This window comes from Flavobacterium collinsii (assembly GCF_946903285.1).
GTDB classification, from domain to species: domain Bacteria; phylum Bacteroidota; class Bacteroidia; order Flavobacteriales; family Flavobacteriaceae; genus Flavobacterium; species Flavobacterium collinsii.
In genome coordinates this window covers 1,356,486-1,381,014 of the sequence record NZ_OX336425.1, presented here as the reverse complement: position 1 = coordinate 1,381,014, position 24,529 = coordinate 1,356,486, and the positions used below count along the sequence as shown (strand labels likewise).

The 24,529-nt window shown below is 36.8% G+C and carries 16 protein-coding genes; 10 read left to right on the top strand and 6 right to left on the bottom strand.

All coding sequences use genetic code 11. The features are described 5' to 3' along the window. Positions 1-162: 162 nt before the first annotated feature. Both mscL and OGZ34_RS06150 read right to left on the bottom strand, forming a co-directional pair. A complete protein-coding gene (gene mscL / locus OGZ34_RS06155) occupies positions 163-576 on the bottom strand; it encodes a large conductance mechanosensitive channel protein MscL (RefSeq protein WP_173964845.1) in 414 nt (137 codons plus the stop codon). A 68-nt stretch (positions 577-644) separates the two neighbouring features. After that, positions 645-3,116 (bottom strand): bifunctional UDP-N-acetylmuramoyl-tripeptide:D-alanyl-D-alanine ligase/alanine racemase, encoded by a 2,472-nt coding sequence (locus OGZ34_RS06150; protein ID WP_263362459.1) that lies wholly within the window; start codon positions 3,114-3,116, stop codon positions 645-647. Positions 3,117-3,425: 309 nt separating this feature from the next. Between OGZ34_RS06150 and OGZ34_RS06145 the strand changes: the two genes are divergently transcribed. Beyond that, the gene (locus OGZ34_RS06145) at positions 3,426-4,031 is read left to right on the top strand and encodes a hypothetical protein (protein ID WP_246253163.1); all 606 of its coding nucleotides are present in this window, start codon (positions 3,426-3,428) and stop codon (positions 4,029-4,031) included. Here OGZ34_RS06145 and OGZ34_RS06140 read toward each other — a convergent pair. Beyond that, positions 4,026-4,739: a porin family protein gene (locus tag OGZ34_RS06140; RefSeq protein WP_263363130.1), complete on the bottom strand. Its 714-nt coding sequence runs from the start codon at positions 4,737-4,739 to the stop codon at positions 4,026-4,028. The genes OGZ34_RS06145 and OGZ34_RS06140 overlap by 6 nt on opposite strands. A 425-nt stretch (positions 4,740-5,164) precedes the next feature. Between OGZ34_RS06140 and OGZ34_RS06135 the strand changes: the two genes are divergently transcribed. From OGZ34_RS06135 to OGZ34_RS06115, 5 genes are all read left to right on the top strand, one after another. Next, positions 5,165-5,518, top strand: a complete 354-nt coding sequence (locus OGZ34_RS06135; RefSeq protein ID WP_263362458.1) for a hypothetical protein — start codon at positions 5,165-5,167, stop codon at positions 5,516-5,518. Between the two features lie 158 nt (positions 5,519-5,676). Then, entirely contained in the window at positions 5,677-7,884 is a 2,208-nt protein-coding gene (locus OGZ34_RS06130) for a TonB-dependent receptor (RefSeq protein ID WP_263362457.1), read from the top strand. A gap of 195 nt (positions 7,885-8,079) precedes the next feature. Further along, the gene (locus OGZ34_RS06125) at positions 8,080-10,188 is read left to right on the top strand and encodes a prolyl oligopeptidase family serine peptidase (RefSeq protein ID WP_263362456.1); all 2,109 of its coding nucleotides are present in this window, start codon (positions 8,080-8,082) and stop codon (positions 10,186-10,188) included. A 339-nt stretch (positions 10,189-10,527) separates the two neighbouring features. Further along, entirely contained in the window at positions 10,528-11,520 is a 993-nt protein-coding gene (locus OGZ34_RS06120) for a Gfo/Idh/MocA family protein (RefSeq protein ID WP_263362455.1), read from the top strand. Between the two features lie 436 nt (positions 11,521-11,956). After that, entirely contained in the window at positions 11,957-12,193 is a 237-nt protein-coding gene (locus tag OGZ34_RS06115; RefSeq protein WP_173964851.1) for a hypothetical protein, read from the top strand. A gap of 453 nt (positions 12,194-12,646) precedes the next feature. Here the strand turns inward: OGZ34_RS06115 and OGZ34_RS06110 are convergent, their stop codons facing one another. The 3 genes from OGZ34_RS06110 to OGZ34_RS06100 all read right to left on the bottom strand — a co-directional run bounded on the left by OGZ34_RS06110 (position 12,647) and on the right by OGZ34_RS06100 (position 18,918). Further along, entirely contained in the window at positions 12,647-13,615 is a 969-nt protein-coding gene (locus OGZ34_RS06110) for an outer membrane beta-barrel protein (RefSeq protein ID WP_263362454.1), read from the bottom strand. 177 nt (positions 13,616-13,792) lie between these two features. Next, complete coding sequence (gene dnaE / locus OGZ34_RS06105; protein WP_263362453.1) at positions 13,793-18,331, bottom strand: DNA polymerase III subunit alpha; 4,539 nt, start codon at positions 18,329-18,331, stop codon at positions 13,793-13,795. Between the two features lie 167 nt (positions 18,332-18,498). After that, on the bottom strand, positions 18,499-18,918 hold the full coding sequence (locus tag OGZ34_RS06100; protein WP_263362452.1) for a YkgB family protein: 420 nt from the start codon (positions 18,916-18,918) through the stop codon (positions 18,499-18,501). A 603-nt stretch (positions 18,919-19,521) separates the two neighbouring features. On the opposite strand from OGZ34_RS06100, the gene leuC reads away from it, so the two are divergent. From leuC to leuB, 4 genes are all read left to right on the top strand, one after another. After that, positions 19,522-20,916, top strand: coding sequence for a 3-isopropylmalate dehydratase large subunit (gene leuC / locus OGZ34_RS06095; RefSeq protein WP_263362450.1), 1,395 nt, complete (start codon positions 19,522-19,524; stop codon positions 20,914-20,916). 176 nt (positions 20,917-21,092) lie between these two features. Continuing rightward, positions 21,093-21,689, top strand: a complete 597-nt coding sequence (leuD, locus tag OGZ34_RS06090) for a 3-isopropylmalate dehydratase small subunit (protein ID WP_173964856.1) — start codon at positions 21,093-21,095, stop codon at positions 21,687-21,689. Positions 21,690-21,811: 122 nt separating this feature from the next. After that, a complete protein-coding gene (locus OGZ34_RS06085) occupies positions 21,812-23,332 on the top strand; it encodes an alpha-isopropylmalate synthase regulatory domain-containing protein (protein ID WP_263362448.1) in 1,521 nt (506 codons plus the stop codon). Between the two features lie 129 nt (positions 23,333-23,461). Further along, complete coding sequence (leuB, locus tag OGZ34_RS06080) at positions 23,462-24,523, top strand: 3-isopropylmalate dehydrogenase (protein ID WP_263362446.1); 1,062 nt, start codon at positions 23,462-23,464, stop codon at positions 24,521-24,523. Positions 24,524-24,529 lie beyond the last annotated feature (6 nt).

Here is a 24,529-nt window from a genome sequence, read left to right as displayed (position 1 = left end):
TATGTTTAGTATGAATTAATTTATTTTATTATGCAAAAGTATACATAATAAAAGTCAAAACAACGCCCTTCACAAAAAATAACAAAATGTTACAAAACAAACAAATAGTAAAAAAAACCGCCCCAATTAAGGAACGGTTTAGTTAGACTTAGTGTAGCGGAATTATTTTTTAAGCAAATCTCTAATTTGCGTAAGTAACTCTTCTTGAGTTGGTCCGGCAGGTGCCGCAACCACAGTTTCTTTTTTCTTAGCTTTTTCAGCGGCTCTTAGTACAACAAATACAAAAAACGATATAATCACAAAATTAATTATCGCCTGAACCAAATTTCCATACGTAATTACTGCAGCCCCGGCGGCTTTAGCAGCAGCTAAATTTGGATACGTATTACCATCCAGCGTAACAAATTTTTGAGTAAAATCTATTCCTCCTGTAAGTAAACCAACAACTGGCATAATAATATCGTCTACAGCAGAACCTACTATTTTTCCAAATGCGCCACCAATAACGACTGCTGTCGCTAAACTAAGCACATCACCTTTTAGCAAAGAAGCTTTAAAATCTGCAAAAAATCCCATAATCGATTATTTTAGTTTATACTTAATTGATCTCGAAAATACATAATTTTCCTGACAATTTGTTAAGATTATCTAAAAAACACTCTTTTTACCCGTTGCGAGATGCTGGTCATGATTTCATAGGGTATTGTTTTTAAGGCTATTGCCATTTCAACAACTGTTGGATTTTCGCCAAAAATGATTACAGAATCTCCTTCTTTACAATCAATCTCGCTTACATCTACCATGAGCATATCCATACAAACACTTCCTAAAATAAATGCTTTTTGATTCTTAATAACGACATAACCTACCTGATTACCCCATAAACGTGAAATTCCGTCTGCATATCCAATAGGAATTGTAGCGATTCTGGTTTCTTTTTCTGCCATGAAGCGGCGTCCGTAACCAACGCTGTCTCCTGCCGGAATTGTTCTTACCTGAGAAATAATCGATTTTAACGTTCCCACATTTTCGAGGTACTTCTGTTCGGCAGGATCGTTTGATACACCATACAAACCAATGCCCAAGCGCACCATATTGTATTGCGCATCCGGAAAGTTACTTATTCCGGAAGTGTTCAAAATATGGCGAATAGGATTGATATTTAAGGCTGTAATTAATTTTACCGACAAGGTCTCAAACAAGCGAATCTGAGATCGCACAAAATCGAAATGCCTTTCCTCATCGCTTGTTGCCAAATGCGAAAGCACACTTTTTACTTTTACAGTCGAATTCCCTCTCAGTGTTTCAATTAATTCGTCTAAAGTGCTTTCTTCAAAACCCAGACGGTGCATTCCGGTGTCCAGTTTTATGTGAATCGGAAAGTCTTTTAAATTCTTTTCTCTGGCAATTTTTAAAAAAGCTTTTAGTCCCTTAATACTATATATTTCGGGCTCTAAATGGTATTGTATGATTGAAGGGAAGCTGGTCGATTCCGGATTCAGAACCATGATTGGCAGTTTTATTCCGCCGTTTTTAAGTGAAATTCCTTCATCAGCGAATGCCACTCCCAAATAATCTACCTTGTGATGTTCGAGCAATTTGGCAATTTCCAATCCTCCGTTTCCATAACCAAAGGCCTTGACCATTACCATCAGCTTAACGTTTGCCGCTAATTTCGATTTATAATAATTGAGATTGTGACTAATCGAATTCAGGTTAATCTCCAGAATCGTTTCGTGGGTTTTCTCTTCCAGCAACGATACAATTTCTTCAAACTGAAATGACCTTGCTCCTTTGATTAAAATGGTTTCATTTTCGAAGTTCAGACTTTCAATTTCTGCTATAAATTCGGCTGTATTCTGAAAAGTGGTACAGTTCGAAAATTTAGCAGCAAAGGAAGAAATGGTTGATCCGATGCCTATTACTCGGTTTATTTTATTGTCTGCAATTAACTGTGCTACTTTTGTATACAATTCTTCATTAGAAAATCCGCTTTGAAAGATATCCGACAGAATAACCGTTTTTGAGGCGTTTTTTTTCTGCTGGCTTTCTAAAAAATCCAGTGCTATTTTGAGTGACTGGAAGTCTGAACTGTAACTGTCGTCGATAATACTACAATTGTTGATTCCGTTTTTAACCTCAAGACGCATTTGTACGGGATACAGATTTTGAAATCGATTTTGAATGGTTTCTGCATCGTACTTTAGGTAAAGCATAACCAATAAACAGGAGATCGCATTTTCTATGGAAGCTGAATCACTGAATGGGATTTCTAAATCGAAAATTTCATTCCCGTAACGGGCCTGAATACTCGTTGTTTCGTCTTCATTAACTCGCTTCACCACAAAAACATCTGCCGATTCGTCGGTAAAACTCCACGAAAAAAGTACTCTTTCTGATGAAAAATATTCCTGATTTAACTTTACCAGACATTCATCTACAAGTTTATTATTCTGATAGATAATAACAGCTGCATTCTTAAACAGTAGTAATTTTTCATCGATTTTTTCTTCCAGATTTTTAAACCCCTCGTCATGTGCAGAACCGATGTTCGTTAAAACTCCAATATTAGGTTTAATGATTTTTTCGAGTTTCACCATTTCATTAACCGTCGATATTCCGGCTTCGAAAATACCCAGATTATGCTTTTCATTAATGGCAATTACTGACAATGGAACACCCACCTGAGAGTTATAACTTTTAGGGCTTCGGATAATATTATAGTCCGGACTCAGCAGGAAATTCAACCACTCCTTTACAATCGTTTTACCGTTGCTTCCTGTTAATCCGATAATAGGAAAGGTAAACAGATCGCGATAATATCCTGCAAATTCCTGTAAAGCCTGTAACGTATTTTTGACTACTAAAAAACTAGCTTTCCCTTTTACATTCTCGGGAATATACTGTACTACAAAATTTTGAACTCCTTTTTCTATAAGTTCTTCTATATACAAATGAGCATCATTATTAACCCCTGACAGGGCAATAAACAAAGTTTTAGATCCGTTTTGTAAAGAACGGCTGTCGATCGAGATATGATCGACAAAAACATCAGAATCTGAACCAGTCCATTCGGCTTCGAGAACCGGAATCAGGCTTTTTATATTTATGCTCATTAAGATTTTCTTTTTGTCAAATTTAAAAAAAGGTTCGCCAGCAAGTTCACAAATTTTCACTAATTATTTGTGGTGATTTTTACCACCGAAAAATAAAATAGTTAGCCACGAATTGCACATTTTTTTGCTAATCCTTTCCGGTTATTTTTTACGCAGATTTTTTCATATCCAATAAATCGATCTGCTTTAAACAAGTACCTGTCGCATTTAAAAAATAGGGCACAAATTAAAATTTGTGCTAATTCGCGCAATTCGTGGCAAAAAAATATTATTTAGTTATATTTGTTCAACACCTAAAATTACTGTGCTTTGAAAAGAATTCTGCCTATATTCTCTTATATCTTTCATCCAATTTTTGTATCGATGTACGCCACCCTGTTTTACCTTTTTTGCAAGCAGGATCTTTTTAGTACTCAGGAAAAATATTTTGTGTTATTTCAGATTCTGATTATCACTATTCTGGTCCCAATACTGTTCTTCCTTTTGCTTCGTTCAACAGGACATGTAGATTCTGTTATGATTCATGAAACCTCGCAACGCAAAATCCCTCTGATTTTACAGTGTTTTTTATATATTTTACTAGTAAAACGAAGCATTATCATTACGCGATATCCTGAACTGCATTTCTTTTTTCTGGGCGCTTTGTTTAGTACTATACTGGCTCTGGTTTGCTCATTGTTTAAAATAAAAGCAAGTTTACACATGATGGCCCTCAGCGGATTCACCATTTTTGTAATTGGACTAAACATCCATCTTCAGATGCAAAATCCTTACTGGAGTGCTTTCCTGATTTTAATGACGGGAATTGTCGCTTCATCACGCCTAGAAATGGAAGCGCATTCGCCTAATGAATTGGTAATGGGAACTTTTATTGGAATTTTACCGCAGCTATTGTTTTTGTATTTGTGGTTATAAAATGTAGAATATCAATCCGGCATTAAGCGTTCTTACGTTAATATTTTGTCCGGAAACCGTTTTTACGTCTTTAAACAATGGACTTAATCCATAATTGAGATAAAGGTTCCAAGTGTTATACCCTACAGCCAGATATACGCTGTATTGCAATTTGTTTATATCCGGATTGTTCGAAATTTTATACGTTTCTTCCCCGGTATCTAAAATGGATTTGCTAGAGAATACATAGCTTAGTTTAAATCCGCTATAGATTCTCCAGAATTTAGTACTTTCATAAGTCGAATTTCTCCAGCGAAATTCTATTGGCAAATCAACCGAATATTGTTTGTATCTGTTGGACGAAATATCATTATAATCGGTTACTTCATAGGTCAAAGCTCCATCTGCCCCTTTGGCGATAGTTAGATTTTGATTATAATTCTGATAACTCAAACCCAAACCTGTAGCAATAGCAACGGTTCTGCTTTTATTGACTGGCATGTCACGCAGAAAACCGGCAGAAAGTCCGGCAGAAAATTTATTTTGTTTAAGCCCCTGCGGAATCTTTGTCAGAAGATTATAGGTAACCGAAAAATAAAACTGATCTTCCCGATACAAAGAATCGATTTTAACCACAGGCTTCACTTCTGGCTTTACCTCCGGTTTAACTTCCTGGGCAAAAGAATTAAAAAACGATACTAAAAACAAACAACTAAAAAGTAATCGCATATCGTATTTTGGTTTTAAAGAGTTTTTCAAGTAAACGTTTTTTATAGTAGTTTTATTTCAATTACAAATAACCCGTTTGGTGTAATTCATTTTAACACATAGTGACATAGATTCTGTATTCCTAAAAAAGACGTTTCACTTCATTTAAATACACATATCTTACTATGTGAAAGAAATATATTTCTTTTTTTTAATTCTATTTTTTACACTTAAAATCTATATTTCTATATGTTAAATCATTTTTTTGTTAATTACATCCAACGGTTTACAAATATAATATAATGCTAGTTCAGGATGCAATTTGAATGTAATTATTCGCTTTTCGATCCCTAAAAAATGCTTTTTCTAAACTTTTTTCAATGAATCGTTAACAGAATCCAAAAAATAAATCTATTTTTCTCCTTTCTTTTATACCTTTGTCCTTAATGAAAAGAAAACAACTCATACTAAGTGTTTCTTTGGCCCTGATGGTATTGTTCTCAATATTCTTTCAGTCCATACACAGTTATGAGCATATTGTAAAGCAGCTTTCAGAAAAACAATGCCACCACGATTACAATGATCCAAGTGGTGAAATAACACATCAGCACCATAATTATGACTTATGTTATGTTTGTCATTTTGCTTTTGGCAGTTATGTTGTTCCCGAAGAAATGGCACTCCAGTTTCACCATTTCGATAACGAAATTCCCTATTTCTTTACGCTTTCCGAGAGAATCTTTTCATTTTCAGAAAGTGCCTATTTATTACGCGGACCTCCACAAGCTATAGTTTCCTAAATTTCGAAATACACGAAATCAATTCTAAATCTTTTTATCTAATTCTAAAAAAATTAGTGGATTTCCCCATCCTGAAACTTTCAGGATCGGCAAGTTTTACAATTCATTTTAGTTTCTGATTGAGAGGCAAATTCAATTAACTATAGCATCATTTTCAAATGAAAAAACTAATATTAGCCCTTATTTTAGGGTTTACGGGCATTCTTTCTGCTCAAAATTCGGTATCGGGAACTGTAATTGATCTTCAGAACAAACCCTTAGCCGGCGTATCTGTTTATGCAGCTGAACTACACAAAGGAACGACAACAGACGAAAACGGAAAATATGATTTTAAGAATCTTCCTAACGGGAGTTTCCGACTTTCTTTTACGCTTATCAGTTATACAACACAAAGCAAAACAATTACTAGATTACTAAAACAAAACACCTTAGATATCACACTTACCGAATCTGTTTTTGAAATGGATGAAGTGGTGGTTTCAACGCCTTTCAATAAATTGCAATCGCAAAACGTAATGAAAGTGGAACACGAAAGCATTAAAACATTACAGCAAAAAGGAACTTCAACTTTAATTGAAGGTTTGGCAACTATTCCTGGGGTTTCTCAAATTTCTACCGGAACTTCGATTGGGAAACCGGTAATTAGAGGTTTAAGCGGAAATCGCGTTTTAGTATATTCTCAGGGAGTTCGTATCGAAAACCAACAATTTGGAGACGAACACGGACTAGGCCTTAATGATGCCGGTATAGAAAGTGTTGAAGTAATCAAAGGACCTGCCTCTTTATTGTATGGCTCTGATGCTTTAGGTGGGGTCTTATATTTTAATCCTGAAAAATTTGCTGATGCAAATACGTTTAAAGCTAATTTCAGTCAAAAATATTTCACCAATACACAGGGAAGTAACTCTTCTATTGGCTTAAAAACTTCAACAGACAACTGGAAATTCTTAGCCAGAGGAAGTTTCAACACACACTCTGATTACAAAATTGCCGATGGCGACCGCGTTACAAATTCCCGCTATAATGAAACCGATTTTAAAACCGGAGTTGGATACAGCAACTCTAGTTTCTCAAGTGTTTTGCGTTACAATTACAACAAGCTCGACATTGGTATTCCCGAAGAAGGAATCGCTGAACAATCGTCAAGCAAAAATACGATGTTCCCAAGACAAGGAATCTTCAATCATTTATTGAGTTTGAACAATGTGATCTTTTTTCAAAACTCTAAACTGGATGTCGATTTAGGCTACATTGCCAATGACAGAAGCGAATTTGAAGACAGTAATGTTGCTGCACTTCATATGAAACTGAATACTTTTAATTACAATGCCAAATATCATTTCCCAAAATTCGGTAAAATTGAAACGATTGTTGGAGTTCAGGGAATGCATCAGACTAATAAAAATTCTGGGGAAGAATATTTAATTCCGAATGCAACTACAAATGACTTTGGTGCTTTTGGAACTGCAAATTACGAATGGAATAATAATGTTTTACAAGCCGGATTACGTTTTGACAATCGAAAAGTAACTTCTGAAGCTCACGGTACCGAAGGTGAAGAAGGTTATTTTCTGCCTTTAGACCGTTCCTTTGATAGCTTTAATGCTTCTTTGGGATATAAAACCAAACTTGCAGAACCGCTAACACTTCGATTGAATGTAGCAACAGGTTTCAGAGCGCCAAACTTAGCCGAGCTTACTTCAAACGGGGTTCACGAAGGAACAAACCGTTATGAAGTTGGAAATGCTGCTTTAAAAAACGAGCAAAACGTTCAAACTGATTTAAACTTAGAATATAAAAATACACACTTTGAGTTTTTCATCAACGGATTCTACAATCATGTGAACAACTACATTTATACTTCACCAACAGGCGAAGTACGTGATAACAACGATGTTTTTGCTTATATTCAAAATGACGCCAAATTATACGGAGGTGAAGCAGGTTTACACTTTCACCCTCATCCGCTGGACTGGCTGCATTTTGAAACCAGTTTTGAAACGGTAACCGGTAAAAAACAAAACAATGATTACCTGCCTTTAATTCCAGCTAATAACTGGAATAATACTTTACGAACTGAGTTCAAAATCAAAAATTGGTTTGAGGAAGGTTATGCTTCTCTAAATGTTTCTTCTACTTTTAGCCAAAATAATGTAAGTGGTTTTGAAACTGCTTCAAAAGGATATACTTTAGTGAATTTAGGTTTTGGTGGAACAGTAAAACTGGGTAAACATGCTTTTGATGTTAACTTAAACGGAAACAATTTATTGGATAAAAAGTATATTGCTCACCTGTCAAGATTAAAAACGGACGGCATACCAAACATAGGACGAAATATTGTTCTTGGAGTTAACTTCAACTTATAATTTTTAGTTTAACCGCAAAGCACGCAAAGCTTTTTATACATAGCAAAGTTTATCAAAACGCAAAGTTCGCAAAGCTTTGCGAACTTTGCGTTTTCTAATAACTCCAATTAGAAAAAATCTTTGCGTGCTTTGCGGTTAAATACTTACTCATCTCACAAAAAACTTTATTTTTGCTATAACTGTTAAACACAAATTATGAAAAAAACATTTCTTCTAATGGCAATCACAACTGCAGGAATTTCGTTCGGGCAAAGCAAAATTCAGTATCCCGAAACTAAAAAAGGTGAAACTGTTGATGTGTATTTTGACACTAAAGTAAGCGATCCGTATCGTTGGCTTGAAGATGACAAATCAGCTGAAACAGCAGCCTGGGTGAAAGCTCAAAACGAGGTAACTTATGGTTATTTAGATAAAATTCCATTCCGCGATGAACTTAAGAAACGCATGGAAAAATTATGGAACTACGAGAAAATCAGTGCTCCATTTGTAGAAGGAAAATTTACGTATTATTCTAAAAATAACGGACTTCAGAATCAATCTGTAGTATATAGAAAAGGTAAGGACGGCAAAGAAGAGGTTTTCTTAGATCCAAATACTTTTTCTAAAGACGGAACAACTTCTCTTGGTGGATTAAATTTCTCTAAAGACGGCTCAAAAGCTGCTTACGCTATTTCTGAAGGAGGAAGCGACTGGAGAAAAGTAATCATTATCGATGCTATCTCTAAAAAGGTTTTAGAAGATACTTTGGTTGATGTAAAATTTAGCGGTGTTTCATGGCATGGCAACACTGGATTCTACTACTCCAGTTACGACAAACCAAAAGGAAGCGAATTATCCGCAAAAACCGATCAGCATAAATTGTATTTCCACAAACTTGGAACTTCTCAAAAAGAAGACAAAGTTATCTATGGAGCCGATCAGAAACGCAGGTATATAGGTGGCTATGTTACCGAAGATGACAAATACCTGGTGATTTCTGCTGCCAATTCTACTTACGGAAATGAGTTATTCATTAAAGACCTTACGAAAGTGAATAGTCCGATTGTAACTATTGTAGACAATTTTAACAGCAATAATCAGATTATCGAGAATGAAGGAACTAAATTGTTTATCGAAACAGACTTAAAAGCACCAAACACACGTGTGGTTACGGTTGATGTAAGCAATCCAAAACCTGAAAACTGGAAAGATTTCATCAAAGAAACTAAGGACATCCTGTCTCCTTCAACCGGTGGAGGATTCTTCTTTGCGAATTATACCAAAGATGCTGTTTCGTTTGTACAACAGTACGATTACAATGGAAAATTAATCCGCGAAATCAAACTTCCGGCAGTAGGAACTGCAGGCGGATTTGGAGGAAAAAAAGAAGAGAAAACTTTATACTATAGCTTTACAAATTACACAACTCCGGGAACAATTTATTCTTTCGAACCAAAATCCGGGAAGTCTGAAGTATATGAAAAACCGAAAGTTGATTTTAAAAGCGAGGATTACGAATCAAAACAAGTATTCTACACTTCAAAAGACGGTACAAAAATCCCGATGATTATCACGTATAAAAAAGGATTAAAATTAGACGGTAAAAACCCAACAATGCTTTATGGATACGGAGGATTCAACGTTAGTTTAACTCCAAGTTTCAGTGTTGCAAATGCCGTTTGGTTAGAAAACGGCGGGGTTTATGCTGTTGCCAATCTAAGAGGTGGCGGTGAATATGGTAAAAAATGGCACGATGCCGGAACTAAATTGCAAAAGCAAAATGTGTTTGACGATTTTATTGCTGCAGGCGAATATTTGATTGCACAAAAATATACTTCTTCTGATTTCCTTGCCATTCGCGGAGCTTCTAACGGAGGTCTGCTAGTTGGAGCAACCATGACACAGCGTCCTGATTTGATGAAAGTTGCTTTACCGGCTGTTGGTGTAATGGATATGCTACGTTACCATACCTTTACTGCTGGTGCTGGTTGGGCTTACGATTACGGAACTTCTCAGGACAATAAAGAAATGTTTGAGTACCTTAAAGGATACTCTCCGGTACAAAACGTAAAAAAAGGTGTTCAGTACCCTGCAACTATGGTAACAACAGGTGATCACGATGACCGTGTAGTTCCTGCGCACAGTTTTAAATTTGCTGCCGAATTGCAAGAGAAACAAACTGGAAACACCCCTGTTTTAATTCGTATTGATGTAAAAGCAGGTCATGGAGCAGGTAAATCTGTTGCCGCAAGTATTCAGGAAAACGTAGACATCCAAGCGTTTACACTTTATAATATGGGTTTTAAAGCTTTACCTAAAAAGTAATACTTTAAGCTAAGTTTTTTAGCCACGAATTCACGAATTATTTTGTGAGTTCGTGGCTTTGTTTTTTTAGCCACGAATTTCACGAATTTTCACGAATTTCTTTTCTTCATCTGTTTGATTGTTTCATGCAGATCGCTTCGTCTATTCGCTGTTGCTCATGTCCGCACATTTAGGCAAACCTAAGTGAATTGAATTAAAAAGATCTTTAAACATCTGCTCAAATCCTTTTAAATCTGCGTGAAAAATAATTCATAACAAATATTCTAACCACAAAGAATTAGTAAAAATTAGTGTAATTCGTGGCAAACTTTTTAAATTTGAAAAAATAAAATCTAAAACATGAAAATTGTAAAATGGGGAATAATAGGCTGCGGTAATGTAACTGAAGTTAAAAGTGGTCCTGCTTTTCAGAAAGCTTCAAATTCAGCTTTAGTTGCTGTTATGCGCAGAGATGCTGCTCTGGCTGAAGATTATGCCAAACGCCATAATGTTCCTAAATGGTACTCCAACGCCATCGATCTAATTAACGATCCTGAAGTTGATGCCGTTTATATTGCTACACCCCCATCTTCCCATAAAGAATACACTATTTTATGTGCCAAAGCTGGGAAACCTGTCTACGTAGAAAAACCAATGGCTTTAAATTTTGAAGAATGCAACGAAATGATTCGTGTTTGCAAAGAACATGATGTACCATTGTTTGTTGCCTATTATAGAAGGTGCCTTCCAAGATTCCTGAAGATAAAAGAACTTATAGAACAAGGTAAAATAGGAACTGTCAGGCATGTAAATTGTGTTTTATACCATCCATTTGAGAAGCGTTACGACGACGAAATCAACTTGCCCTGGACGGTTTTACCACACATTTCCGGTGGTGGAATATTTGTCGATTTGGCTTGTCATACCTTAGATTTTCTTGATTTCGTGTTTGGCCCTATAAAATCAGTTCGCGGACACGCTAGCTCACAGCTGAAAGCCTATCCGGCAGAAGATTCGGTTTCTATGTCATTTTTGTTCGAGAACGGAATTCATGGAACCGGTTTATGGAATTTTGCCAGTTTTGAGCGTTACGATAATACCGATATTGTAGGCGATAAAGGCAAAATTTCGTTCTCTACTTTTGGGAATGACCCAATTCATATTCAGTATGCAAATGGTGAAAAAGAAAGTATTACGATCGAAAATCCGCTTCACATTCAATTACCACTTGTTGAAACCGTGGTAGCAGAAATTTTAGGCAAAGACGATTTCTCACCATCAAAAGGAACAACAGCCGCAAGAACCACATGGGTTATTGATGAAGTTTTGGAGGAATTTAGAAACTCTAGATAAAGAGCAAGCCCATTTTATTTCACGCAGATCCTGCAGATCTAGCAAATTTTTTCCTGCGATCATTAGTCTTGACCTCAATATTGTCATTTCGACTGAAAGGAGAAATCACATTAGTAGCTCGTCAAAGATTGGCGACTTTCTGTACGGAGTTTCTTTGCGGAATTGTTTGTGCGATTTCTCCTTTCAGTCGAAATGACAGGAAGCAAAAAAAGAGGATATTCATTTCGAATATCCTCTTTTTCTATAAAAACTAAGAAAATTACTCCCAGTTTTTCTGATTTTCATATCTTCGCAGTCCTAAACATCGAGAATATGAATACAACAAAACTTTTTGCCCGCATGGTATGCTGGCGGTATTGGAAACAACTGCAACGCGTTCTCGAAGGCGTAGGACAGCTAACCCATGCGGGTTATTTATTTCCTAAATTTCGAGATTATGAGTACAAACACCTTCAACAAAGAAACCGAATTGAGGTTAGCTGATTTTTTCAGCAATTCGATCGATCCTGAAACAATGGCCAAAACCATTCGTCAGGTAAACTATGCACTTGCCTTAAGCGTAATGCAGGAACACGAATCCCTACAATCCGAGAGGACCAACCTCCAAAATGGATTTTACTGGCTCAATCAATTAGCCGAAATTTTAAATCCTTATCTGGATGTGAATGATTAAAAAAATTGCAAAGCCACTATAGAAAGTGGCTTTTTTTTGTTTTTATCCCTTACTCTTTTGTTTCGTTTTTAATTTCGATAAAAGGGAGACTCGAGCGATAGCGAATAGACGAATTAAATCGCACAAAAAACTGCTCATATGCAGTCTCCAATCTTTGTCGAACTACTAGTGTGATTTGCTTCGCCTGTTCGCTATCGCTCGAGTCTCCCTTCGGTCGAAATGACAAATTAAATGAAAACATTCTTATGAAAATGAATGTCCTAGCCCCGATAGGAGTGGAAATCCTTTTGTGACGGGGTTCGCCACAAAAGATTGGAACGGATAGCGGGATTAGCTCCTGAAAAAAAAGATTCGGTTTCGCTTAAAAAATCCAGATGAAAGGATTGTACAAAAAAAGAGGATATCCGTTATGAATATCCTCTTTTTTCTAAAAACTAAAAAACTACTATAAAATTATAGGCTGTATTTAAGACCTAAAGTCAATCCTAAACCTGAAATTCCAACGTAAGAACTTAATTCATTCATTGGTTTAGTAGAATCGTATCCTGCTGGATTATATTCTTTATTATTAGAGCTTCCATCTAAATGATCTACATATTTAGTATGAATTGCAGAGTATGAAGCCGTTCTGAAAGCAGTTGTTTCATTTAATTTATCTACACCATTTTCAGTATATATTGTAGTTTCTTTAGTTTTTCCGTGCACAGTAAAGTTACGGTATTCTAATTCTGCGAAAGCAGAAATATGTTTTCCTAATTTATAAGAAGTTCCTAAAGATGCCATAAATCCAAGTGTCGGATTTGGCTTAACCACATCTTTTGAAAAAGCATTTGTTGAAGCAACTTGATTAGCTCCTACAAACGTCGAATATTGTCTATCCGTTTTAATATCTAATGTACCATGAACCGGAACAATAACTCCAACTTTAGTATATGGTTCAAAACCATGAGATTCTCCTAAGAACATTACAATTGCCGGAGCTAAGTCAAAAGCTTTAATTTCTCCATTTGCTGTAAAACTTACATAAGTAGCTGCTGGGCTCGTAGCTGGATTATATGAAATAAGTCTGTTTGTTGTTTGTGACATCGTTTTTTCATTACTTACATAATAGTTCGCTGACATTTCAACTCCTAAACGTGCTGAAAATCTATAACCTGCAGTAATTCCACTTCTAAAACCTTGTCCAAAAGACCCTGTAACACTTTCTCTAGATGCTAATTTATTATTTGCTAAAGTACCTGCATAAACATCTCTGTTTGGCAATTGACCTCCAACAACAGGAAATTCTGTAGAAGCAGTTTGATTAAAATAAGATGCTCCTAATTTAAAATACCAACTTTCTGGTTTATCTGCTTTTTCTGTTTGCGCCATTGTGGCCATAGAGCAAATTAATAATCCTAATAAAAATAGGTTCTTTTTCATAATTTTGATTTAATTAATTTTTACAAACATAGATTATTTTAACATAATCTTCTGGTTTGCGATGTTAGACTTGGAACGAAATCGTTGTAATTTTAGGCAATATTACTAAAAAACTATTATGCATGCATAATTTTAACTTAAAAAAAATGCATTCTTTTAAATTTTAACTGTTAAAATTTAGTTTAGCTTAAAATTTACCTGCATTTTTTCCAATTCTATCAATAACTCCGTTGAGATTTTGACTTTTAGCCTGCGACTTGGCATCGTTAATTTGGTCACAACCTTAATTTCCTCGACCTCATTTACTTCCTGAATCTTTGTTTCTTCAATTCCATCATCTTCCCGATCATTTTCATCCACAAAAACGGCATCATCAGTTTCCTCAAAATCTGTTGGCGTTTCTACCTCAACCAATCTCTTTACTTTTTCTAATTCCATGATCTCAAAAGTCACTGAATTATCGCCTTTATTCTCACTAAACAAATGACTTAATTGATGAATAAATTCGGTCCCCAAGTCTTTTATGTTTAATAGCAAAATCAATTTTTTAGCAAAAGCTTCCAGAATATCCTGCAATTGTCTTATTTCAACAAATTGCATTCTTGGATCAGATTTTTTACCCGTATCATGATTCACCCATCCATCTTTTATCAATATTTTGATGAAAGCAAAATTATTCTGAATTAGGAAATGGCGGAATTTTAAATACTCTTCACCAAAGATCTTGAACTCATAACTTTCATCATAACCTTCTAAATTAAATACAGCCCAGCCCTTTCCGTTTTTAGCCACACGATGCTGAACATTATTTATGATTCCGGCAAAATTTAAATTTTTACCCACATATTCATTCATACTTTTCAGGGATTCTAATCGAGAGTTACAGAAGTATTTCATCTCGAATCTAAAATCGTCCAACGGATGTCCTGAAATATAGATTCCGACTACTTCTTTTTCCTTTGCCAGTTTTTCCATGGTACTCCAGTCTTCACATGGAGGCACAACAGGTTCGGCAATCTGCACTTCACTCGCTTCCCCAAATAAACTTACCTGTGACGAGTTTTCGTTTTCCTGAAATTTCGATCCGTAACGCATTGCTTTTTCATAAAACGTAATTCCGTCGCCATCATCATGAAAATACTGTGCTCTTGTTGTTCCTTCAAATGAATCAAAACCACCGGCCAAAGCCAGGTTTTCAATTGCTTTTTTATTGGCAGCACGCAAATCAATACGCTTAGCCAAGTCAAAAATCGATTTGTATCTTCCGTCCTTTCTGTTTTCTACAATAGTTGCAACTGCTCCGGAACCCACTCCTTTAATCGCTCCCATTCCAAAACGAACCGCATATTCATCATTTACGGTAAATTTATAATAGGATTCGTTTACATCCGGTCCTAAAACCTGTAATCCCATTCGTTTACATTCTTCCATAAAAAACGATACTTGTTTAATATCGTTCATGTTATTGGAAAGAACCGCCGCCATATATTCTGCCGGATAATGTGCCTTTAAGTAAGCTGTCTGATAAGCAATCCAGGCATAACAAGTCGAGTGCGATTTGTTGAAGGCGTAACTCGCAAAGGCTTCCCAGTCTTTCCAAATTTTCTCCAAAACTTTTGCATCATGACCCTTTTTTGCTGCCTGCTCCACAAATTTAGGCTTCATCTTGTCCAGTACGTCCTTTTGTTTCTTACCCATCGCCTTACGCAAAACGTCGGCCTCACCTTTTGTAAAGTCAGCCAGCGATTGCGACAAAAGCATTACCTGCTCTTGATAAACCGTAATTCCGTAGGTTTCTCCTAAATATTCTTCACAGGCATCTAAATCGTATTTAATTTCCTCTTCTCCATTTTTTCTTCGAACGAAAGACGGAATATATTCCAAAGGTCCCGGACGATACAAGGCATTCATTGCAATTAAATCTCCAAAAACCGTAGGTTTCAGATCCTTCATATACTTCTGCATTCCGGGTGACTCATACTGGAAGATTCCAACCGTTTCTCCTCTTTGGAAAAGTGCATAAGTCTCAACATCATCAATCGGGAATGTATCGGGGTCCAGATCAATTCCGTTTCTATATTTCACCAGTTTAACGGTGTCTTTTATCAGAGTAAGGGTCTTCAGACCCAAGAAGTCCATTTTCAGCAATCCTGCACTTTCTGCAACCGAGTTATCAAACTGGGTCACGTACAAATCAGAATCTTTTGCTGTGGTAACGGGAACGAAATTCGTAATGTCCGATGGCGTAATAATTACCCCACAGGCATGAATTCCGGTATTTCGCATCGATCCTTCAAGGATTTTTGCTTGTTGAATGGTTTCTCCTGCCAAATCATCTTCATTGGCAATAGCAATCAATTCTTTTACATTATCATATTCATCGGAACGAAGTGCTTTTTTAACCTCATCTTCACTCTCCGAAATAAAACGTGCTAAATTCCACTTTGATGGCATCATTGCCGGAATCAGTTTTGCAATTCTATCTGCCTCAAACAATGGTAAATCCAGTACACGAGCCGTATCACGAATAGCAGATTTGGTCGCCATTTTACCATAGGTAATAATTTGCGCTACCTGATTCTGACCATATTTATTAATTACGTACTCCATAACACGACCACGGCCCTCGTCATCAAAATCGATATCAATATCGGGCATCGATACACGATCCGGATTTAAGAAACGCTCAAAAAGCAAATCGTACTTGATAGGGTCGATATTGGTAATTCCTAAACAATACGCCACCGCAGAACCGGCAGCAGATCCACGACCGGGACCAACCGAAACATCCATATTTCTGGCTTCGGCGATAAAATCCTGAACGATCAAAAAGTAACCCGGATATCCGGAGTTCGAAATGGTCAGGAGCTCAAAATCCAAACGTTCCTGAATCGACTCTGTAATTTCGCCGTATCGCTTTTTTGCCCCCACCATAGTAAGATGGCGCAAATATTTATTCTCTCCCCTAACACCTCCATCAGCTTCATCTTCGGCAACCACAAACTCTTCCGGAATATCAAATTTAGGAAGCAATACATCGCGATAAAGCGAATATCCTTCAACTTTATCAATGATTTCCTGAATGTTAATGATCGCATCCGGCAAATCGGCAAAGAGCTTTTTCATCTCTTCTCCCGACTTATAGTAATACTCCTGATTTGGTAATCCGTAACGATATCCTCGACCACGTCCAATTGGCGTTGCTTGTTTTTCACCGTCTTTTACACACAACAAAATGTCGTGGGCATTGGCATCTTCTTTATTTAAATAGTAAGTATTATTGGTGGCAATTAATTTAACATCATGCTTTTTAGAAAATTCAATCAGTGTTTTGTTTACACGATTTTCATCTTCCTGATTATGGCGCATGACTTCCAGATAAAAATCATCTCCAAATTGCTCTTTCCACCAGATCAGAGCTTCTTCAGCCTGATTCTCACCAACGTTCAGAATTTTACTTGGAATCTCTCCATATAAATTCCCGGACAAAACCATGATATCTTCTTTGTATTTCTCGACAATTTTTCGATCAATCCTCGGAACATAATAAAATCCGTTTGTAAAAGCGATCGACGACATTTTTGCCAGATTGTGGTAACCATTTTTATTTTTGGCTAATAATACGATCTGGTTTCCGTTGTCTTTTTTACTTTTATCTAAGTGATTCTCACAAACATTAAATTCGCAACCTACTATTGGCTTTATCTCTGTTTCCGTTGGTTCCTCTCCTGCTTCCACCAAAGCTTTATTTTTGGCTGATGCCCCTTTATTGTGGTTCATAACGGCGCTCACAAAGTGAAAAGCCCCCATCATGTTTCCAGTATCCGTCATCGCAACGGCAGGCATTCCGTTTTTGGCTGTAGCCGAAACAATATTCCCAATACCTATAGTAGATTGTAGAACCGAAAATTGAGTATGATTGTGTAAATGTGCATATTTTGCCTCTTTAAAATCTTCTCTGTCAGAATGCGAAACGGTAGGTTCTTGTCCAACAGATTCTAAAGCCTTTAATTGCTCTCTGATTTTATCAGAAGCTTTTTTTAGGTTAATATGTTTTAAACCGATTAACGGAAACTCCTGAGGATTTCTGCTTTGAAATTCCTTAAAATAATCCTTCGGAACATCCAGTTCTTCTTTAGTAAAAACTTCTCTTCTTATTAATTCCAGAAAACAACGCGTAGTTGCCTCAACGTCGGCAGTTGCGTTGTGCGCTTCTGCGAAAGGTTTATTAAAAAGATATTCATGTAATTCTGTTAACGTTGGCAATTTGAATCTTCCTCCACGTCCTCCCGGAAGTTTTAATAATGAAGCGGTAACTTCTGTACAAGTATCCAAAACCGGCATTGAACTCATAGGAGAATCCACTCCCATTCTATGAAATTCGGCTCCCATAATATTGACGTCAAAACCTAAATTCTGACCTACAATAAATTTGGTTTTACTTAAAGCAATATTGAATTTCTCCAAAACTTCTGCCAGAGTGATTCCATCGGCATCTGCCAGCTCTGTCGAAATTCCGTGAATACGTTCTGCATCATACGGAATATTAAATCCGTCAGGCTTCACCAGGTAATCCTGATGTTCTATAAGCTGCCCCATTTCGTCATGCAGCTGCCATGCGATCTGAATACAGCGGGGCCAGTTATCAGAATCAGTTATTGGAGCATCCCAACGTTTTGGTAATCCAGTAGTTTCGGTATCGAATATTAAGTACATAGGTATAAAAAGACAAATTTAAAATTCCAAATTCCAAGTTTCGCATCGCATAAATCGTTGATTTTATGAACTATAAAAAAACTTGAGATACAAAATTGAGGAAGTTCAAATTTAGTCTTTTTTTTAGAGAAAGAGCGCAGGATTTTATCAACACCTCTCAATATTTTTTATTCTTTCCCATTTACAAAAACCATCAGCGAAATAGCTAAATACGGAATGTCTTTCAGAATAAAAAAATCAGTTACCGGAAAACCTTCCACCATTTTAAAAACTCCCGGAGTGGTCACTAAAAAACTCAGTGTCGTTACAAATATAATCGCTGAAGCAAAACCGGCATAAAAACCAATTCTTCTTACAAACAAAGAGGCCAGTAAACCAATCCCGGTCAGTACTTCGAAAATTCCGATAAGGTTTGAAACCTGCTGAACCGACATTACTTTGTACATCCAGCCCATGGCAAAATGATTTTCAACCAATTCTTTTATCGCTCCGGCTTCAACTGCTGTGAACTTAAAAAGCCCAACCCATAGCAAAATGATTACAGTTCCTAAAACTCCCAGCTTGTACGCAAATTCATTTAAATTCATAATGTTATTTTTAAAAATTAGAATGTTCAAAATTAGCGCTTGCTTTTAAAAGCAAATGTCAGATACCCGTCATTACCTATTAATTTGTTCCTAAACAATCCCACTCCTTTTCATTTAATTTCATTCTAAAAAAGAAAAAAATACAACTCTTGGATGTCGTATTATTTCCATTAAAAAAATACAATCGAACAAAGCTGTTAAATGCATCTAAGCGTCCTCAAAAAGTGCCTGTATTTGATATTCCGAAAACTTAAAAAAGAATCAAAAACCAACAATTACTGCCGTTTTTATTGATTTTGTTACATTTTTAAAATGAAAACATCATATTTCATAGTGATTTATAGAGGATTCCATCAACTATTAAGAACCAAAGCAGTTCGCTAAAAATTAATCCGAAAAAGAAAAACAAAACCAATTTCTTATTCCTTTTACCATTCAAAACCGATCGCACTAAAGCCAATCCTAATTTGTATTTTCAGTTTGGGTATCGTATATAATGAAATATTGAAATTGACCACCTTGAAGCTTTTTCTAATTTTGTTTTCCTATTATATAAGCAGGAGATCGCTGTGGTTATAGAAATTACAATTAAAAAAATAAAAAATGAGTAAGACATTATTTGACAAAGTATGGGATTCACATGTAGTGCGTAAAATTGAAGATGGACCAGATGTGTTTTTTATTGACCGCCATTTCATTCACGAAGTTACAAGTCCTGTTGCTTTTTTAGGATTAAAAGCCAGAGGCGTTTCCGTTTTATACCCGGAGCGTACTTTTGCAACCGCCGACCACAATACACCAACTATAAACCAACATTTACCAGTTCAGGATCCTTTATCAGCCAATCAGCTTCAGGCTCTTGAAGACAATGCCAATGAATACGGAATTTCACACTGGGGATTGGGACATATTAAAAATGGAATTGTACACGTAGTAGGCCCTGAAAACGGAATTACTTTGCCAGGTGCTACTATTGTTTGCGGAGATTCACACACCTCTACTCACGGTGCTTTTGGAGCAATTGCTTTTGGGATCGGAACTTCTGAGGTTGAAATGGTACTTTCTACTCAATGTATCATGCAGCCAAAACCAAAGAAAATGCGTATCAACGTAAATGGTCAATTAAGCAAAGGTGTTGGTCCAAAAGATGTTGCACTTTATATTATTGCTCAGTTAACTACTTCAGGTGGAACGGGTTATTTTGTTGAATATGCCGGAGATGTTTTCGAAAATATGACCATGGAAGGCCGTATGACGGTTTGTAACCTAAGTATTGAAATGGGTGCCCGAGGAGGAATGATCGCTCCTGACCAAACCACTTTTGATTTCCTTGAAGGAAAACTATATGCTCCAAAAGGAGATGCCTGGGACAAAGCGGTTTCCTACTGGAAAACATTAAAAACAGATTCGGATGCTGTTTTTGACGCCGAATTGAACATCAATGCTTCAGATATTGAACCAATGATTACTTACGGTACTAACCCGGGAATGGGAATTGGTATCTCAAAACATATTCCGAACGCCAACCAAGTCGAAGGCGGTGCGGAAACTTATAAAAAATCCCTTGCTTACATGGGCTTTCAGGAAGACGATGTGATGATTGGAAAACCAATTGATTATGTTTTCTTAGGAAGCTGTACAAACGGACGTATTGAAGACTTCAGAGCTTTCGCCGAGATTGTAAAAGGAAGAAAAAAAGCAGATAATGTTACAGCCTGGTTAGTACCCGGTTCTCACGTTGTTGAAGCTCAAATTAAAGAAGAAGGTATTTTAGACATTCTTACGGATGCCGGTTTTGTATTACGTCAGCCTGGTTGTTCGGCTTGTTTAGCCATGAACGATGATAAGGTTCCTGCCGGAAAATATGCTGTAAGTACCTCTAACCGAAATTTTGAAGGCCGTCAGGGTCCCGGTTCAAGGACATTATTAGCAAGTCCGATTATGGCTGCCGCAGCCGCTGTTACCGGAAAACTAACAGACCCGAGAGAATTATTTTAATTCATGCTGTAAGCTTTAAGCTGTATGCTTTAAGCTTTTAGCAGATTCTCAAAAAATGGCCCACAGCTTATAGCTTACTGCCTAAAGAAAAAAGAAGAAAAAAAACACTGTGCAAAAAGCTTAAAGCATACAGCTTAAAGCCTAAAGCAGAAAAACAGCCTAAAGCAAAAAACAAAATGGCATACGATAAATTTAATATACTTACCAGCAGTGCAGTGCCGCTGCCAATTGAAAACGTAGATACCGACCAAATCATTCCAGCGCGCTTCCTAAAAGCCACTAAACGCGAAGGTTTTGGAGACAATCTGTTTAGAGACTGGAGATATAACGGAGACGATTCTCCAAAAACTGATTTTGTTTTAAACGATTCAACTTACAGCGGAAAAATTCTTGTTGGAGGAAAAAACTTCGGTTCAGGATCTTCAAGAGAGCACGCTGCCTGGGCAGTTTACGATTACGGATTTAGAGCTGTAGTTTCAAGTTTCTTTGCCGACATCTTCAAAGGAAACTGTTTGAATATTGGAGTTTTACCCGTTCAGGTGAGTCCTGAATTTGCGGATACCATTTTCAAAGCAATTGAAGCTGATGCTAAAACAGAATTAGAAATCAACTTACCAAATCAAACGATTACCTTATTGTCAACAGGCCAACAAGAATCATTTGCAATTAACGGATACAAAAAGAACAATATGATCAATGGTTTTGATGACATTGATTATTTACAAAATATCAAAGAAGACATTGTAGCTTTTGCCGACAAACTTCCTTATTAAAAAATCAAGTCTAGTCCCTTGAGGCCCGGGAGATTTTTTTTAAAAATCTGTCGGGTCTTTATAACTTAAACCAAGACAACACAACAACAATTTACCGGTATAAAGGAATTTGGAAAATCAATATGGAAAAAAGAAAAATTGAAATAATGGATACAACACTCCGTGATGGTGAGCAAACCTCGGGAGTATCATTTTCTGCCGCAGAAAAACTGACCATTGCACAATTATTGTTGGATGAATTAAATATTGACAGAATCGAAATTGCCTCTGCACGCGTAAGTGAGGGAGAATTTCAGGCCGTAAAAGGCATTACCATCTGGGCAACCGAAAAAGGATACATTGATCGCATTGAAGTTTTATCGTTTGTAGATGGCGGCGTTTCGATAGAATGGATGAAAAAAGCAGGTGCAAAAGTCCAGAATTTATTAACTAAAGGCTCATTAAATCACCTCACACATCAATTAAAGAAAACACCCGAACAACACTTTTCTGAAATCGCGCACACTATCAAGTTAGCAAAAGAAAACAATATCGAAACCAATGTGTATTTAGAAGATTGGAGCAACGGCATGCGAAATTCTCCTGAATATGTTTTTCAATTTCTGGATTTCCTGGCAACTCAACCTGTCAAACGAATTTTACTTCCGGATACTTTGGGCGTATTAATTCCGTCTTTGACTTTCGAGTTCCTTTCGAAAATCAGAGCCAGATACCCTAAAATTCATTTTGATTTCCACGCTCATAACGACTACGACTTAAGCGTTGCCAATGTAATGGAAGCCATAAAAGCCGGTATCAACGGACTTCACGTAACGGTAAACGGGATGGGCGAACGCGCTGGAAATGCACCACTTGAAAGCACAGTAGCCGTGATAAATGACTATCTGCCCGAAGTAAGTATCAACATCAAAGAAACTTCTTTATATACCGTAAGCAAACTGGTAGAAACTTTCACAGGGTACAGAATCCCTGCCAACAAGCCAATTGTTGGAGACAATGTTTTCACCCAAACTGCCGGAATTCATGCGGACGGAGACAATAAAAACAATTTATATTTTAACGATTTACTTCCGGAGCGCTTTGGAAGAAAACGAAAATATGCTTTAGGAAAAACTTCCGGAAAAGCCAATATCGAAAAAAATCTTCAGGAACTAGGCTTAAAACTAAACCAGGAAGATTTGAAGCTGGTTACACAAAGAATCATTGAACTAGGCGACAAAAAAGAGACTGTAACGAAGGAAGATCTTCCTTATATTATTTCTGATGTCCTGGACAGCCATACTTACGAAGAAAGAATAAAGATCGAATCCTATATATTAGTTCACTCCAAAGGAATGCGTCCGTCCACTACTTTATGCTTAAAATTTGGAGATGAAATCATCGAAGAAAATGCCCAGGGAGACGGTCAGTTTGACGCTTTTATGAATGCTTTATCTAAGATTTATAAAAGCAAAAAACTAACACTTCCTAAATTAATTGACTACGCGGTAAGAATCCCTCCGGGAAGTAGCTCCGATGCCTTGTGCGAAACTATTATCACCTGGGTAAACAACGAAAAAGAATTTAAAACAAGAGGGCTAGATTCTGATCAAACGGTCGCAGCAATCATTGCCACTCAAAAAATGCTGAATATAGTTACCTGATATAAAGGGACTAGGGTTCAGAGAAGCAAAGGGACAAAGGCTAGAAAATAGAGTTTTCATCCCAACACCTTTGAACCTTTGAGTCTTTGCCTCTATGAACCTTAATAAAAAACAAAATATAAAAAAATAATGAAATTTAATATAGCCCTTTTAGCAGGAGACGGAATTGGTCCTGAGGTCATAAATGAAGCTGTAAAAGTATCTGATGCTATTGCAAAAAAATTCAATCACGAAATAACATGGACACCAGCCTTAACAGGAGCATGCGCAATCGATGCGGTGGGGATTCCCTATCCTGATGAGACTCACGAAATATGCATGAAAGCCGATGCTGTTTTATTTGGAGCAATTGGTCACCCAAAATATGATAATGATCCAAGCGCACCCGTTCGTCCGGAGCAAGGTTTGTTACTAATGCGCAAAAAACTAGGATTGTTTGCCAATGTACGCCCAACTTTTACTTTTCCTTCTTTAATTGATAATTCTCCTTTAAAGAGAGAAAGAATCGAAGGAACTGATCTGGTTTTCCTGAGAGAGTTAACAGGCGGAATTTACTTTGGAGAAAAAGGAAGAACAGACAACGGAGATACAGCCTTTGACAACTGTGTTTACACCAGAGCCGAAGTGCAACGTTTAGCAAAAAAAGGTTTTGAACTGGCTATGACCCGAAGCAAAAAATTGTGCTGCGTTGACAAAGCAAACGTTTTGGAAACTTCACGTCTATGGAGAGAAACGGTTCAGGCAATGGAAAAAGATTATCCTGAGGTTACAGTATCCTACGAATTTGTAGACGCTGTTGCCATGCGTCTGGTTCAATGGCCAAACTCCTATGACGTACTAATTACAGAGAATTTATTTGGAGATATTTTAACCGATGAAGCTTCTGTCATTTCAGGCTCGATGGGATTAATGCCTTCTGCTTCTGTTGGAGAACACACTTCATTATACGAACCAATCCACGGATCTTATCCACAAGCTACAGGATTGAATATTGCAAATCCATTGGCCACTATTTTATCTGCTGCCATGATGTTTGAAGATGCTTTTGGACTAAAAGATGAAGCCGAGGCGATTAGAGCAGTTGTAAACAAATCTCTGGAAGAAGGAATTGTTACAGAAGATTTAGCTCCAAAAGGCTCTAAAGCATACAAAACCAGTGAAGTTGGAGATTGGCTTGTTGCTAACTTATAATTTTTT

Excerpts from the sequence above, each read along its gene's own strand:
- mscL (WP_173964845.1), bottom strand. The coding sequence starts at position 576 with ATGGGATTTTTTGCAGATTTTAAAGCTTCTTTGCTAAAAGGTGATGTG.
- OGZ34_RS06150 (WP_263362459.1), bottom strand. The coding sequence starts at position 3,116 with ATGAGCATAAATATAAAAAGCCTGATTCCGGTTCTCGAAGCCGAATGG.
- OGZ34_RS06140 (WP_263363130.1), bottom strand. The coding sequence starts at position 4,739 with ATGCGATTACTTTTTAGTTGTTTGTTTTTAGTATCGTTTTTTAATTCT.
- OGZ34_RS06135 (WP_263362458.1), top strand. The coding sequence starts at position 5,165 with ATGAAAAGAAAACAACTCATACTAAGTGTTTCTTTGGCCCTGATGGTA.
- OGZ34_RS06130 (WP_263362457.1), top strand. The coding sequence starts at position 5,677 with ATGAAAAAACTAATATTAGCCCTTATTTTAGGGTTTACGGGCATTCTT.
- OGZ34_RS06125 (WP_263362456.1), top strand. The coding sequence starts at position 8,080 with ATGAAAAAAACATTTCTTCTAATGGCAATCACAACTGCAGGAATTTCG.
- OGZ34_RS06120 (WP_263362455.1), top strand. The coding sequence starts at position 10,528 with ATGAAAATTGTAAAATGGGGAATAATAGGCTGCGGTAATGTAACTGAA.
- OGZ34_RS06115 (WP_173964851.1), top strand. The coding sequence starts at position 11,957 with ATGAGTACAAACACCTTCAACAAAGAAACCGAATTGAGGTTAGCTGAT.
- OGZ34_RS06110 (WP_263362454.1), bottom strand. The coding sequence starts at position 13,615 with ATGAAAAAGAACCTATTTTTATTAGGATTATTAATTTGCTCTATGGCC.
- dnaE (WP_263362453.1), bottom strand. The coding sequence starts at position 18,331 with ATGTACTTAATATTCGATACCGAAACTACTGGATTACCAAAACGTTGG.
- OGZ34_RS06100 (WP_263362452.1), bottom strand. The coding sequence starts at position 18,918 with ATGAATTTAAATGAATTTGCGTACAAGCTGGGAGTTTTAGGAACTGTA.
- leuC (WP_263362450.1), top strand. The coding sequence starts at position 19,522 with ATGAGTAAGACATTATTTGACAAAGTATGGGATTCACATGTAGTGCGT.
- leuD (WP_173964856.1), top strand. The coding sequence starts at position 21,093 with ATGGCATACGATAAATTTAATATACTTACCAGCAGTGCAGTGCCGCTG.
- OGZ34_RS06085 (WP_263362448.1), top strand. The coding sequence starts at position 21,812 with ATGGAAAAAAGAAAAATTGAAATAATGGATACAACACTCCGTGATGGT.
- leuB (WP_263362446.1), top strand. The coding sequence starts at position 23,462 with ATGAAATTTAATATAGCCCTTTTAGCAGGAGACGGAATTGGTCCTGAG.